Genomic DNA, 13,793 nt, shown 5'->3' with positions numbered 1-13,793 from the left:
GTGGAACGTCGCACGTTCTTGCGCGCGTCGGCGCTGTCCGTGGGAGCGGCCGGCGCGATGCCGGTCGCCACCGCGAGCGCGGCGACGCCGCTTCGGGTGCGGGTGCTGGTGTTCGACGGGGTCGAGGAGCAGGACTTCGTCGCACCGGTGGAGGTGCTGGGCCTGGCCGGGCGGATGAGCGGCGGCGCGGTGACGACGTCACTGGCCGCCGCCGCACGTCCCGGCACGGTCACGTGCACCTACGGCACGAAGGTCGACGTGGCCGAGGCGTGGACGCCGGGCGAAGCGGACGTGCTCATCGTGCCCGGCGGCGGTTACACCGACAAGACGGGGCCGGGCGTCAACCGGCTCGTGGCCGACCGCGACTTCCTGCGCCGACTGGCCGCCGCGCGGTCCCTGCGGGTCGGCATCTGCACCGGCACGATGGTGCTCTCCGCCGCGGGCATCACCAAGGGCCGCAACGCGACCACGCACGCCGGCGCGAAAGCGGACCTGGCGGCGCAGGGCGCGAACGTCGTCAACGCGCGCGTGGTGGACGACGGCGACCTGGTCACGGGCGGCGGCATCACGTCCGGGCTGGACGTGGCGCTGTGGCTGGTGGAGCGGTTCCTCGGGGCGAAGCTCGCCCAACGCGTGGAGACGGTCCTGGAGTACGAGCGGCGCGGCACGGTCTGGCGCGCCTGAACGCCCCGTCGACCCCCGAGGGGACCCAACGATGACCCCGACGCCGGTGCACGACCACATCACCGACGCCCTCAAGACGCCCGCGCTCGTCCGGCTCGCGCCCGGCATCGTGCTGATCCGGTTCGAGACGCTGAAGGTGTACGCGGCGCTGGGCGCGGTCCGGCACCTGCTCGACACCGGAGTTATCCACAAAGGACAGACGCTGGTCGACAGCTCCAGCGGCATCTACGCGCTCGCGCTGGCGATGGCCTGCCACCGGCACGGGCTGCGCTGCCACATCGTCGCCTCGACCACCGTGGACGACACGATCCGCGCCCAGTTGGAGATCCTGGGAGTCACCGTCGACCGGATGCCGCCGTCGGACGACCTGCGGCTGGACCAGAACCGCCGGGTCGCCCGGGTGCGCGAGCTGCTGGCCCGCGACCCCGGCCTGCACTGGATGCGCCAGTACCACGACCCCGTCCACCACCTCGGGTACGCCGAGCTGGCCGACCTGGTGCGCCGGGCGTTGCCGGAGGAGGAGCTGACGGTGGTCGGCAGCGTCGGGACCGGGGCGTCCAGCGGCGGGCTGACGCGGTCGTTGCGCGCGCACGACCCCGGAGTGCGACTGGTCGGCGTGCAGCCGTTCGGCAGCGTCACGTTCGGCAGCGAGCGGTTCACCGACCCGGACGCCATCATCGCGGGCATCGGCAGCGCCATCCCGTTCGACAACGTCCACCACGAGCTGTACGACCGCGTGCACTGGCTGGACTTCCAGCACGCCATGGCCGCCACCGTCGGCCTGATGCGCGACCACGCGGTGTTCGCGGGCCTGTCCACCGGCGCGGCGCACCTGGCCGCGCGCTGGGAAGCGGGCCGCGACCCCGGCCGCACGCACCTCGTCATCGGCGCGGACACCGGCCACCGCTACGCCGCGCGCGTGTTCGCCCGCCACCGCGAAGCCCTGGACCCGGCGCTGCTGACGCCGGTGGAGATCACCTCGCTGGACGACCTGACGCCGCCGTGGGCCGCGATGGACTGGGCGCGCCGGGCGGTCGTCCCCGCGCCGGAACGCCGGAAGGACCCCGTGCCGTGACCATCGTGCTGCTGGAAGCCCTCACGTTCGGCCTCGGCCGGCTCGCCGACGCCGCCGAGGACGCGGGCCACGACCTGTGCCTGCTCACCGGCGACCGGTCGATCTACACCCACGAGCTGTCCACCCTCGGCCCGGACCGCGTGCGGGTGGTCGACCTCGACACCGCCGACGTCCGGGCGTGCGAGGCCGCCCTGCGCGCGATGCCGGACGTGGCCGGGCTGATCAGCTCCACGGACACGTGGGCCGTCCCGGGCGCGGAACTGGCTCGGCGCCTCGGCCTTCCCGGCCCGTCGGTGGACGCGGTGCGCGTGCTGCGGAACAAGGGCGCGGTCCGGGCGTTGCTGCACGAGCACGGGCTGAGCCGCGGCGGGCCGGTCGACCCGGGGTCGGCCGACGCGTTCCCGTTGGTGGTCAAGGACTCCGCGGGCACGTCGTCGCGCGCGGTGTGGCTGGTCCGCACCCGCGCCGAACTGGACGCCGCGCTGCGGGAAGCCGAACGCACGCCGCTCAAGGGCGACCTGATCGCCGAACCGTACTTCGCCGGGCCGCTCTACAGCGCCGAAACGGTCACGTGGGCCGGCCGCACCCGGCTGCTGGGCGTGCTCAGCCGGCAGCTCTCCCCCGAACCCGTGCGCCGCGAGGAGGCAGCCGCCTTCCCGGTCGCGTTCCCCGCCGCCGACCTCGCCGAGCTGGGCCGGTGGATCGGGCGGGTGCTGGCCGTCGCCGGGCACGACCGGGGGTTCGCGCACACCGAGTTCGTGCTGACCGCCGACGGCCCGGAGGTGGTCGAGGTCAACGCCCGCATCGGCGGCGCGCTCGTCGGTGAAGCGCTGTGCCGGTCCCTGGGCACCAACGTCTACGACGCGATGGTGTCCACGGCGTTGGACCGGGAACCGGCGCTGCTGACCGAGCCGCTGAAACCCGGTGTCGGAGTGGCGTTCGTGCTGTCCTACCCCCAGCGGGCCGGTGTCCTGCGCGGGTGGTCCGGGCTGGACCGGCTGGGCGGGCTGCCCGGCTCGCCCGAGTGGTACCCGACCGCGAGCCCCGGCGACCTCGTCCAGCACCTGGCCGACCAGCGGTCGTGCACGGGCATCGTGCTCGCCGAAGGCCCGACCGCCGAGCTCGCGCTGCACCGCGCGCTCGCCGCCGCCGGTGGTATCACGCCGGTGACGACGTGACCGCGGGGTCAGGCGGCACGGCGGTGGGCCGTCGGCCGCAGCCCGCCCCGGCCGCGCTTCTCCGGCCGCGGCGGACGGCGGTCGTCGGGCTCGCCCGTGCCGTCGTGCTCGTCGTGGTCGTGCTGCGCCGGTGTGCCCGGCGTGGGTTGGTCACGGTGCGCGCGGTGGACCAGGCACAGCAGGACGAGGCCGGCGACCAGTGGCAGGTGCGACAGCACGCGGGTCGCCGTCGCCGTGCCGGTGACCAGGTCGTGCGCGGAGAACGCGGCGAGCACCGCGACGAACCCGCCGAGCGTGGGCAGCAGCCCGGCGGCCCGGTGGGCGTGCACGGCGGCGACCAGCAGACCGATGCCCAGCGCCAGGTTCCACGCCGCGCCCTCGTTGAACAGGTGCCCGGCCAGGGTCTCGTCGTGCGCGGGCGGGGAGGTCGCCCCGGCGAGGAGCTGGGCCAGCGCCAGCCACAGCTGGGTGATCGCCACCGCGGCCAGCGCCAGGCGTGGCACCAGGGCGACGTGGCGCGGCGGCGCGTCCGCCAGCACGGCCGCCACCAGGTCCGGCGAGGGTTGCGCGGGGCGGACCCGGATCGTCCTGGTCAGCGCCTGCGCCCGGACGAGCCACGTCGAGCAGTCCGCGCACTGCGCCAGGTGCGCGTCCACGTCGGCGGCGGGCACGGGCTCGTCTTCACCGTCGAGGCGCGCGGACAGCGCTTCGCGGCAGGTTGGGCAGTCCACGTCCCAGTAGTCGCTCCATTCGGCGCACGAGTTCCCACCGCCGGTGTGGTTACGATCCGGAATCGTGACCTTCCCCAACGTGACCGACCCCGACGACGAGGTGACGCGCTGGGCGTTGCGGGCCCGGTCCGGCGACCGGGACGCGCTGGAGCGGTTCGTGCGGGCCACCCAGCGGGACGTGTGGCGGTTCATCGCCCACCTCGCCGACGTCGACGTGGCCGACGACCTGGCCCAGGAGACCTACGCGCGCGCCCTCGCGAGCCTGCGCCGGTTCGCCGGGCGGTCGTCGGCGCGCACCTGGTTGCTGTCGATCGCCCGCCGCGTGGTCGTCGACCAGGTGCGGATGGCTCGGTCGCGGCCCCGGCTGTCGCCCGGGGCGGACTGGGAGCGCGCGGCGGACCGGCGGCCGGCCGACTCGGGGTTCGAGGGCGCGGTGGAGCTGACCATGCTGCTGGACGCGTTGGACCCCGACCGCCGGGAGGCCCTGGTCCTCACCCAGGTGCTGGGTCTGTCCTACGCGGAGGCGGCGGAGGTCGCGGGCTGCCCGATCGGCACGATCCGGTCGCGGGTCGCGCGGGCGCGGGAGGACCTCGTGCGCGCCACCGGCCGGTCCGACGCCACCGAGGCCGGCTGAGCGCTCGTGCGCGCTGACGTCCGGCCGGGCGCTCCGCTGCGGCGCGACGCGGCGTTCCTGCGACTGTGGACCGGCGCGACGGCATCCGGGTTGGCCACGTGGGCGTTGCCGTTCGTGCTCGGGTTCGCGGTGCTGGAGCGGTCGCTGACCGCCGGCGGGCTGGGTGTCGTGCTGGCCGCCCGGACGGTCGGGTTCCTGGTCGCCGTCCCGATCGCCGGCGTGCTGGCCGACCGGCACCCGCGCCGGCGGGTGGTGGCGTGGTCGGGTGCGGTGGCCGGGCTCGCCACGCCGCTGCTCGCGCTCGGGTTGGGGCGCTCGGTCGTGCTGGTGGCCGCGGCGGCGACCGTGGTCGGCGCCGGTCAGGGCGCGTGCCGTCCGGGTTTCCAGGCGCTCACGGCGGAGGTCGTGGCCGAGGAGCGGCGGTTGCGGGCGAACGCGGCCATGACCGTGGCGGTGCGGGTGACCACGCTGGTCGCGCCGGGTCTGACGGCGTTGCTGGCGCTGGTCGTGGACACCCGGGCGTTGGTCGTCGCGACGGCGGTGCTGTGGTGGGTCGCCGCCCTGGTGCCGCCTCCGGGCGCGGCCGTCGTCCCCGTTGCCGGGCGGCGGTTCTCGGCGGAGTTCGCGGCCGGTCTGCGCGAGGCCCGGCGGCACCCGTGGTTCGTGGCGGGGTTGGGCGCGTTGACCGCGGTGATCGCCACGGGGTACTCCGCGACCGGTGTGGTGCTGCCGCTGGTGAGCAGTGACCGCTACGGCACGGCGGCCGTGCTCGCCGCCGCCACGACCGCCTACGCGGTGGGCGCGCTGGGTGGTGCGGTGTTCGCCGCACGACGGCGTTCCGGGGCGCGGGGCTGGACCGCGTTGGCGGGCCTGGCCTGCTACGGCTTCGTGCCGGTGGCCTTGCTGCTGCCGGTGCCCGCGGTGGTCGTCGTGGCCGCCTACGCGGTGGCGGGCGCGGGGATCGAGCTGTTCAACGTGCCGTGGTTCACCGCGGCGCAACGCGAGGTGGAGCCCGCGATGCTGGCCCGGGTGTCCTCTGTGGACTTTCTGCTGTCCTACGGCCTGGCGCCGGTCGGCTTGGCGTTGATCGCGCCCGCGGTCGCCGCGTTCGGCGCCGACGCCGTCCTCGCGGTGTGCGCGGTGGTCTGCTTCGCCGCGCCCGCCGCAGCCGCGCTCGTGCCGTCCACGAAGGACTTCCGCTGACGCCCGCCGCCCGGCTCACCGCGACCGCAGGTGGTCGCGCAGCGTGCGGGCGACGTGCGCCATCAACGCCTCCGCGCCCGGCTGCACCACGGCGGGCACCCGCGACTCGGTGAGCGCGGCGACCGCGAACGCCTGGCCGTCGGCGTGCTCGACCACCCCGACCTCGTGCCGCAGGTTGAGCAGCGTGCCGGTCTTGGAGGACCAGCGCGACGCGTCCGAGCTGAAGTCGGGGGCGAGCCGGTGCCGCACCACGTTGTCGCCCATCAGCTCGCGGACCCGTTCGGCGACCGCGGGCCGGATCGTCGTCGGCCGCCACAGGCCGTGCAGCAGGTCCACGAACGCGCGGGCGGAACCGGCGTTCGCCCGGCTGATGTCGAGCTGGGTCACCGGGTGCCCACGACCTTCGGTCGCCGCCGCGATGGCCAGGGAGTGCGCGAGGTGCCCCTCGGCCGGGGTGAACCGCTCGGCGGGCGTGTCCACGAGGTCGCGCATGAGGTGGCGCACGGCGATGCCGTCGCAGCCGAGCCGGCGCAGCTCGGCGGCGACGGCGGCGGGCGGGGTGAGGGCGAACAGGGCGTCGGCGGCGGTGCTGTCGCTGATCGCGACGCTCAGGTAGAGCAGGTCGTCCACGGCGATCGTGGCCGGGTGGCGGAACTTGGGCAGCCCGATCGGCCCCGGCGCGCCGACCCGGCCGGGCGGCACCACGACCGGCGTGGCGGCGTCGAGCTCGCCGCGGTCGACGCGTTCCAGCGTGGCGACCGCGAGCGGCACCTTCACCAGCGACGCCACCGGGTACTCGACCTCGGCGTCGAGGCCGATCTCCTCGCCGGTGTCCAGGTCGCGCACCAGGAACGACCCGCGCAGGCCCGCGTCGTCCAACGCCTCGCGCGCGGCGCGAAGGACCTCCGTCGTCACGGCCCGCCGTCCCCGCCGTCGAGGCAGCGCGCGATCGCGGCGGCCGGGAGGTCGCGGACGCGCTCGGCGTCCTCGCGCAGGCCGGCCGTGACGTCGTAGCCGCGGGCCAGGTCCAGCTCGCCGATCGGCCGCCAGTGCAGGCCCAGGTCGTCGGCCTGGCCCGGCGAGCACAGCAGCAGGTCGGACGAGCCGAGCACGTCGGCCGCGGCGGCGACCAGCGACGGCGCCACCACCACCTGGGCGGGTTGCAGGCCGACGGCGTCGCGCAGCCGGGTGAGGCGGTCGCGCACGTGCGGCACGTCGTCCTCCGGCTGGAGGCGGATGCGACGGCGGCGGGCGGTCCGCTCGGCCCGGCCGACGCGCAGGGTCTCCACGTGGACCGCCGAGGCGGCGCCCGGGTCGGCCTGCCCGGCGAGGCCGAGCGGCACCCGCCAGACGCCGTCGTCCGGCGGCACGGCGACCAGCGCGGCCCGCACGTCCAGGGTGCGCACCAGCTCCACCCGGTCGGCCGGTCCGGCCGGGCACGGGTCGAGCTCCAGGTCGTGACGGCGGGCGTCGGCCACGAGCCGGGCCAACCGGCGGGGCGCGCAGACCTCCGGCACGGCGAGCCGGAACGGGCGCAGCTTCGCCCGTCGGGCGTCGTGCTCCATCGCCTCGGCGAGGTCGACCAGCCGCCGCGCCGACGGCAGCATCTCCCGGCCGAACGGCGTCAGCGCCACGGTCCGCGAGGTCCGGGTGAACAGCCTGGCCCCGAAGTGCCGCTCCAGCGCCGCCACGCGCCTGCTGGCCACCGACTGCGGTATCCGCGCCGCCGCCGCGCCGACGGTGAAGCTGCCGTGCCCGCTGACGGCCACGAACGCCTTGCACGCCTCCACCACGTCCACGACCGGGGACTATGCCAGATCGGCATCAGTGCCCGCGTTCGCGTCTTGGACAGCATCACGGCCGCCTGTGAAGCTCGGGGTCGTGACACCGCCGCACCACACCGTCAGCCGCCGCGCGTTCCTGGGCGCGGTCGCGCTGCTCCCGCTGGCCGGCTGCGCCGGGGAGACGGCGCCGCCGCGGTCCTCCCCCGCCCCGACCGGCACGTCCGCGCCGCCCACCACCGCTCCGTCCCCGGTGCCGCACGATCACCTGATCGGGTTGGAGCGGCGGTTCGACGCCCGGCTGGGCGTGTACGCCCTGGCCACCGGCACCGGGGCCACCGTCGAGCACCGGGCGGACGAGCGGTTCGCGTTCTGCTCGACGTTCAAGGGGTTGGCGGCGGCCGCGGTCCTGCACCGCAACCCGTTGTCCCACCTCGACACCGTCGTGCGGTACACGGAGGACGACCTGATGGCCAGTTCCGCCGTCACCAGGCAGCACGTGGCCACCGGCATGACGCTCCGCGAGGTGTGCGACGCCGCGGTGCGCCACAGCGACGGCACGGCGGGCAACCTGCTGCTGCGCGACCTCGGCGGCCCGGCCGGGCTGACCGCGTACGCGCGGGCGCTCGGCGACACGGTCACCCGGTCCGACCGGTTCGAGCCGAACCTCACCACGGCCGTGCCCGACGACCCACGCGACACGACCTCACCACGCGCCATCGGGGAGGACTACCGCAGGATCGTGCTCGATGACGCCCTGGACGCGGACAAGCGCGCCTTTCTGCGCGACCTGCTCGAGCGCAACGCGACCGCGGCGGCCCCCCTGCGCGTCCGGGCCGGCGTGCCGCAGGGGTGGACCGTGGCCGACAAGACCGGTACCGGCGGCTACGGCACGGTCAACGACATCGCCGTGGTCTGGCCGCCGAACGCCGCACCGCTGGTGGTCTCGATCATGTCCAGCAAGACCACTGCCGACGCCCGGTACGACCAAGCGCTGCTCGCCGAGGCCGCCGCGTACGTCGTGGATGTGCTGACGTGATGTCGAACGGTGTCAGGCGCACGGCGATCGGCGTGCTGCTGGTCGTGCTGGTGGCCGTGGCCTCCCTGGGCGCGATGGGCGCGATGGACCGGGTGACCCTGGTCCACCAGCCTCTCCCGGGACGGCCGCTGGCGATCGTGGAGGAGGTCCCGGGTCCGGAGACCGGCCCGGCCTGCGCGCTGGACGGGCGTTACGCCGACGAGCAGCCCGACGGCTTGCGCCCGGACGTGCTGGAGGCTTGGCACCGGCTGCGGGCCGCGGCGGGCGCGCAGGGCGTCGGGCTGTGCCTGAACGACGGCAAGCGCAGCACCGGCCAGCAGCGGCGGGAGTTCGAGGACGCCGTGCGACGGTTCGGCACGCCGGAGCTGGCCGCCCGGTACGTGCTGCCACCGGAGAAGTCGATGCACGTCAAGGGCATCGCGGTGGACGTGCAACCGCTGGAGTCGGCGGCCTGGGTGGAGCGGAACGGCCCCGCGCTGGGCTGGTGCCGCCGCTACCTCAACGAGGAGTGGCACTTCGAGCACGACCCCGCGTGGGCGACCGCCGGCTGCCCGCCCCTGCTGCCCAGCGCGAGCGGCGCCTGAGCGCTCAGCCCCACGGGATGGTCGCCTGGAGCACCGCCTCGCTCAACGCCCGCGTGCGCAGGTGCGTGACCTCCTGGTACTCCGGGTCCGCGACCATGCGGCTGAACGCGGCGCGGTCCGGGTAGCGGACGACCACCACCGCGTCCCAGCTCTGCCCGTCCTCGGCGGCCAGCACGGTGGAGCCGGTGCCCGCGTAGAGGATTTCCCCGCCGTAACGCGGCAGGAACGTCTCGCGCAGGTGCCGCGCGTACTCCTCGTACGACGCCCGCCCGCCCTCGGCGAACCGGAGCAGGTTGAGCATGACCACGGGACCGCCCGGGTCCTCGGCCAGCAGTCGCTTCAGGTCGGCACCGCGCGGATCGACAGCCATGCCGACCAGCATGACGGCTCGTGATCACGTCCGCATCGGTGGGTTCACCGGCCCGCCGCTCACAGCGTGATGACGACCTTGACGTCGTCGGGCCGCGCGGTGAACGCCTCGGCGAAGCGCTCCAGCGGCACGCGGCGGCTGATCAGACCGGCCAGCCCGTCCGGGTCGGCCTTCGCCAGCGCGTCGGCGGCCTGGCGGTAGTGGCGCAGGTTCGCGTTGACCGAGCCGACGACCACGTCGTTCTCCAGCACCATCGCCCGGTTCGTGCCCGCGACGTCCACCTCGACCGTGCGGCCGCCCGACGAGAGGCCGGCCAGGCACACCACCCCGAACGACGCGGTGTTGCGGAGGGCGGAGACGACCAGGCTGCCCACGCCGGTCGCCTCGATCACCACGTCCGGTCGCAGCCCGGACGACACCTCGTCCACGTCCCCGTGGTGGTAGGTCGCGCTCAACCGCCGCGTCAGCTCCGGCTTCGGGCCGTCCTCGACCACGTCGAGCACGTGCACGTCCAGTCCCTGTTGGACGCCGATCATCGCCGCCAGCAGCCCGATGGGACCCGCGCCGGTCACCAGGGCGCGTTCCGGCTCGTACCAAGCCCTCTCCCCCACGCGACGGACCTGCTCCCACGCCTTCGCGACCACGGACGTCGGCTCCATGAGCACGCCGACGTCGGTCAGCCCCTGGTCCAGCGCCACGGCGTAGTCGGCCTCGACGCACCACCGCTCGGCCGCGTACCCGTCGAGCTGCTTGATGCCGCGCTCGGTGTAGCGGCCGTTGCGGCAGTTGTCGAACTCGCCGTGCGCGCACGCCCCGCAGGGCTCCGGGTCGGGGCGCCGCACGACGCCCACCACGAGGTCGCCGGCCGCGAACCCGCTGCCGGCCGGCGCCGTCATCACCCGGCCGAGCGATTCGTGGCCCAGCACCAGCCGGTGCCGCCCCGGCGGCGGCTCGCCGTACTCGGCGCGGGCGATCTCCTTGTCCGTGCCGCAGACGCCCACCGCCAGCCCTTCGACCAGCAGGTCACCGGGTCCGGGTTCGGGCTCGGGCACCTCGGTGACCCGCAACGAGTTCGCGGTCCTGGGGTCGAGCGTGAGCGCGCGCATGGCGGTGGGCTACCCCGCGCGCGGTGGTGCATGCGACGCCCGGCGGGCGAGGTCCCCCGGTGGGATGGGCGGTGTTTGCCCTCCTTGACGGGTGGCACCCGTGGTGGACCTGGTCGGCGGGACGGAACGCCCGGCGGAGGAGGCCGACGATGACCGAGGGTGGTTGGGCTTACGACGGCGAGCCCGTCACGCTGTCACCCGACACGGTGACGCTCGTGCACGGCACTTCGTTCTGCGTGTGCGGCAGCGACGGCAACGTGGACGCCGCCGCCGCGCAGGGCGTGTTCTTCCAGGACACCCGGATCGTGTCCGGCTGGCAGCTTCGCCTGGACGGCGGGCCGGTCGAGCACATCACCACGCTCACCCGCGACCCGTTCCGGATGACGTTCGTCGGCCGCGGCCGGTCCCGCGCGCACGACGCCGAGAGCACGTTGCTCGTGCGCCGCGAGCGGTACGTCGGCGCGGGCATGCGCGAGGACATCACGCTGCGCAACTTCGGCCGGGAGACCGCCACGCACGTCGTCACCGTCCACGTCCACGCCGACTTCGCGGACCTGTTCGAGGTCAAGGAGGGCCGGGTCCGCGAGCGGGGCCGGCACGAGTGCGACGTGGAGCCGGAGGAGCTGCGCCTGAGCCGCCGGCTGGACGGCCAGAGCCGGGGCGTGCGGGTGCGGGCCGACGGCGCCGACTACTCGCCGGACACGCTCACGTTCCGCGCGGTCGTGCCGCCCAAGGGCGAGTGGTCGACGTGCGTGACCGTGCGGCCCGTCGTGGACGGTCGCACGACCGAGACGATGTTCCCGCTGGGACGCCCGATCGACGAGTCGGTGCCCGTGATGCGGGCCCGGCGGTGGCGGGAGGCCGTGCCCGTGCTGAGGTACACGGGCAGGCCGTCGCTGGCCATGACGCTCCAGCGCAGCAGGCAGGACCTGGGCGCGCTGCGGATCTTCGACCCCGACCGCCCCTCGGACACCGCGGTCGCCGCCGGCGCGCCGTGGTTCATGACGCTGTTCGGCCGCGACTCGATCCTGGCCTCGCTGATGGCGCTGCCGATCGACCCCACGCTGGCGCTGGGGACGGCGCGCACCCTGGCGCACCACCAGGGCACGCGGGTCGAGCCCAACAGCGAGGAGGAGCCGGGGCGCATCCTGCACGAGATGCGGTTCGGCGCGGACGCGTCGCTGGTACTGGGCGGCCGCAACGTCTACTACGGCACCGCCGACGCCACGCCGCTGTTCGTGATGCTGCTGGGCGAGCTGTCCCGGTGGGGCATCGACCGGGACCAGGTCGAGCGGCTGCTCCCGCACGTGGACCGCGCGTTGGCGTGGATCGAGGACTACGGCGACCGGGACGGCGACGGGTTCGTGGAGTACCGGCGGGCGACCGAGCGCGGGCTGGTCAACCAGGGGTGGAAGGACTCCTGGGACGGGGTGAACTTCGCCGACGGGCGGATCGCGCGCGGCCCGATCGCGCTGTGCGAGGTCCAGGGTTACGTCTACAACGCCTTCCTGGCGCGGGCGTGCATGTGCGAGGACTTCGAGGACCTCGACGGCGCGCGGCGCTGGCGCGAGCGCGCGGCCGGGTTCAAGCAGCGGTTCAACGAGCGGTTCTGGTTGCCCGACCGCGGCTACTACGCGATCGCCCTGGACGGCGACAAGCAGCCGGTGGACGCGCTGACCTCCAACATCGGCCACTGCCTGTGGAGCGGCGTCGTGGACGAGGACAAGGCCGAGCGGGTCGCGGAGGCGTTGGTGTCACCGGAGATGTTCACCGGGTGGGGCGTGCGGACCCTCGCGTCCGGGATGGGCGCGTACAACCCGATGAGCTACCACAACGGGTCGGTGTGGCCGCACGACAACGCCATCATCGTGCACGGGCTCATGCGCTACGGCTTCGTGGAGCACGCGCAGCGGGTCGCGACCGCCGTGATGGACGCGGCCGACGCGTTCGGCGGCCGGCTGCCCGAGCTGCTGTGCGGCTTCGACCGCGCCGAGTACCCCGACCCGATCCCCTACCCGACGTCGTGCTCTCCGCAGGCGTGGGCGTCGGCGACCCCCGTGCACCTGCTGCGCGTGCTGCTGCGGGTGGAGCCGTACGCGCCGCGCCGCAAGGTGTGGATCTCGCCCGTGCTGCCCGAGTCGTTGGAGCCGCTCGCCCTCGACGGCATCCCGATGCTGGGCGCGCGGGTCGGCCTGGAGGTCAACGGCGCCGACGTGCGGGTGACCGGGCTGCCCGACGACGTGGAGCTGGTGCGCGAGGCGGCGGGTGTGCACCCCGGGCTGGACGGGGGGCGGGACCGGTGACCGCGCCGCGCGTCGCGATGATCGCACCGCCCTGGTTCGAGCTGCCGCCCTCGGGTTACGGCGGCACCGAGGCGATGTGCGCCGACCTGGTGGACCGGCTGGTCGCGCGCGGCAACCACGTCGTGCTCGTCGGGGTCGGGCGCAACGGCACGGCCGCCGACTTCCGCCGCACGGCGGACCGGCCGCAGCAGGACCGGATGGGCCAGGGCATCCCCGAGGTGGTGCACGCCGCCGCGCTGCCCGCCATCCTGGCCGACCTGGACGTGGACGTGGTGCACGACCACAGCCTCGCCGGGCCGCTGCTCGCGCGCGGGCGTCCGGTGCCCACCGTGGTCACCGCGCACGCGCCGGTGACCGGCGACATGGGCCGCTACTACCGCGGGCTGGACGGCACCGTGCACCTGGTGGCCGTGTCGGACGCGCAACGCCGGCTCGCGCCGGACCTGGGCTGGGCGGCCACCGTGCACAACGCCATCGACGTGCGGCTGTTCCCGTTCCGGCGGGACAAGGAGGACTTCGCGCTGTTCCTCGGTCGCGCCACGCCGGACAAGGGCATCCCGGAGGCGATCGCCGCCGCCACCGAGGTCGGCCTCCCGCTGCGCATCGCGGCCAAGTGCCGCGAACCGGAGGAGCAGGAGTACTTCGAGCACGAGGTCAAGCCGCTGCTCGGGCCGGGCGTCGAGTGGCTCGGCGAGGTGGGCCGCGAGGACAAGCTCGCCCTGCTGGCCGCCGCGCGCTGCCTGCTGTTCCCGATCCGCTGGGACGAGCCGTTCGGGCTGGTGATGGTGGAGGCGATGGCCTGCGGCACGCCTGTGGTCGCCACCCGGCGCGGCGCGGTGCCCGAGGTGGTGGCGGACGGCCGGACCGGTTTCGTGTGCGACGACCACGCGTCGTTGGTCGCCGCGCTGGGGCGGGTCGGGGAGCTCTCGGCCCACCGGTGCCGCGAGGAGGCGGCGAGCCGGTTCGACGTCGACCTCATGGCCGCCCGCTACGAGGACGTCTACTGCCGGGCCGTCGCCGGTTCGCTGCACGTGACCGCGAAGCAGACCGCCCTGCGCATGACGACGCAGCCGCGGAGCGTGTCCGAGCAGGGCGCCTGACCCCG

General features: G+C 75.0%; 14 protein-coding genes. 9 read left to right on the top strand and 5 right to left on the bottom strand.

Features of this window, described 5'->3' with window-relative positions:
- Genes ACIQMJ_RS36695 through ACIQMJ_RS36685 form a run of 3 tightly spaced genes read left to right on the top strand, consistent with a single transcriptional unit; the run spans window position 1 to window position 2,937 of the window.
- Window positions 1–684, top strand: a complete 684-nt coding sequence (locus ACIQMJ_RS36695; protein ID WP_499765616.1) for a DJ-1/PfpI family protein — start codon at window positions 1–3, stop codon at window positions 682–684.
- A 31-nt stretch (window positions 685–715) separates the two neighbouring features.
- Window positions 716–1,759: a pyridoxal-phosphate dependent enzyme gene (locus tag ACIQMJ_RS36690; protein ID WP_499765615.1), complete on the top strand. Its 1,044-nt coding sequence runs from the start codon at window positions 716–718 to the stop codon at window positions 1,757–1,759.
- Window positions 1,756–2,937, top strand: a complete 1,182-nt coding sequence (locus tag ACIQMJ_RS36685; protein ID WP_499765614.1) for an ATP-grasp domain-containing protein — start codon at window positions 1,756–1,758, stop codon at window positions 2,935–2,937. The genes ACIQMJ_RS36690 and ACIQMJ_RS36685 overlap by 4 nt, the downstream gene beginning before the upstream one ends.
- Before the next feature lie 8 nt (window positions 2,938–2,945).
- Here ACIQMJ_RS36685 and ACIQMJ_RS36680 read toward each other — a convergent pair whose 3' ends face one another.
- Window positions 2,946–3,668, bottom strand: a complete 723-nt coding sequence (locus tag ACIQMJ_RS36680; protein ID WP_499765613.1) for a zf-HC2 domain-containing protein — start codon at window positions 3,666–3,668, stop codon at window positions 2,946–2,948.
- Window positions 3,669–3,732: 64 nt separating this feature from the next.
- Between ACIQMJ_RS36680 and ACIQMJ_RS36675 the strand changes: the two genes are divergently transcribed.
- Both ACIQMJ_RS36675 and ACIQMJ_RS36670 read left to right on the top strand, forming a co-directional pair.
- Window positions 3,733–4,302, top strand: a complete 570-nt coding sequence (locus tag ACIQMJ_RS36675; RefSeq protein ID WP_499765612.1) for a sigma-70 family RNA polymerase sigma factor — start codon at window positions 3,733–3,735, stop codon at window positions 4,300–4,302.
- A gap of 6 nt (window positions 4,303–4,308) precedes the next feature.
- Entirely contained in the window at window positions 4,309–5,505 is a 1,197-nt protein-coding gene (locus tag ACIQMJ_RS36670) for an MFS transporter (RefSeq protein WP_499765611.1), read from the top strand.
- A gap of 15 nt (window positions 5,506–5,520) precedes the next feature.
- On the opposite strand, the gene ACIQMJ_RS36665 is transcribed toward ACIQMJ_RS36670, so the two are convergent.
- Window positions 5,521–6,420, bottom strand: coding sequence for a serine hydrolase (locus tag ACIQMJ_RS36665; protein WP_499765610.1), 900 nt, complete (start codon window positions 6,418–6,420; stop codon window positions 5,521–5,523).
- Window positions 6,417–7,304, bottom strand: a complete 888-nt coding sequence (locus ACIQMJ_RS36660) for a LysR family transcriptional regulator (RefSeq protein ID WP_499765609.1) — start codon at window positions 7,302–7,304, stop codon at window positions 6,417–6,419. The genes ACIQMJ_RS36665 and ACIQMJ_RS36660 overlap by 4 nt, the downstream gene beginning before the upstream one ends.
- A gap of 82 nt (window positions 7,305–7,386) precedes the next feature.
- On the opposite strand from ACIQMJ_RS36660, the gene bla reads away from it, so the two are divergent.
- Together bla and ACIQMJ_RS36650 are read left to right on the top strand one after the other, a co-directional pair.
- Window positions 7,387–8,325 (top strand): class A beta-lactamase, encoded by a 939-nt coding sequence (gene bla, locus ACIQMJ_RS36655; RefSeq protein ID WP_499765608.1) that lies wholly within the window; start codon window positions 7,387–7,389, stop codon window positions 8,323–8,325.
- The gene (locus tag ACIQMJ_RS36650) at window positions 8,325–8,909 is read left to right on the top strand and encodes a D-alanyl-D-alanine carboxypeptidase family protein (protein ID WP_499765607.1); all 585 of its coding nucleotides are present in this window, start codon (window positions 8,325–8,327) and stop codon (window positions 8,907–8,909) included. Before bla ends, ACIQMJ_RS36650 begins: the two co-directional genes overlap by 1 nt.
- 4 nt (window positions 8,910–8,913) lie before the next feature.
- On the opposite strand, the gene ACIQMJ_RS36645 is transcribed toward ACIQMJ_RS36650, so the two are convergent.
- Window positions 8,914–9,279, bottom strand: coding sequence for a DUF1330 domain-containing protein (locus tag ACIQMJ_RS36645; RefSeq protein WP_499765606.1), 366 nt, complete (start codon window positions 9,277–9,279; stop codon window positions 8,914–8,916).
- Window positions 9,280–9,338: 59 nt separating this feature from the next.
- Window positions 9,339–10,385: a glucose 1-dehydrogenase gene (locus ACIQMJ_RS36640; protein ID WP_499765605.1), complete on the bottom strand. Its 1,047-nt coding sequence runs from the start codon at window positions 10,383–10,385 to the stop codon at window positions 9,339–9,341.
- 149 nt (window positions 10,386–10,534) lie between these two features.
- On the opposite strand from ACIQMJ_RS36640, the gene ACIQMJ_RS36635 reads away from it, so the two are divergent.
- Complete coding sequence (locus tag ACIQMJ_RS36635; RefSeq protein ID WP_499765604.1) at window positions 10,535–12,688, top strand: amylo-alpha-1,6-glucosidase; 2,154 nt, start codon at window positions 10,535–10,537, stop codon at window positions 12,686–12,688.
- The gene (locus ACIQMJ_RS36630) at window positions 12,685–13,788 is read left to right on the top strand and encodes a glycosyltransferase family 4 protein (RefSeq protein WP_499765603.1); all 1,104 of its coding nucleotides are present in this window, start codon (window positions 12,685–12,687) and stop codon (window positions 13,786–13,788) included. The genes ACIQMJ_RS36635 and ACIQMJ_RS36630 overlap by 4 nt, the downstream gene beginning before the upstream one ends.
- Window positions 13,789–13,793: the final 5 nt, after the last annotated feature.

Source organism: Actinosynnema sp. NPDC091369, assembly GCF_044757065.1.
Taxonomy (GTDB): Bacteria; Actinomycetota; Actinomycetes; order Mycobacteriales; family Pseudonocardiaceae; genus Actinosynnema.
Note: the sequence above shows the minus strand (reverse complement) of the source record. Positions and strands in the feature narration are given on the sequence as shown.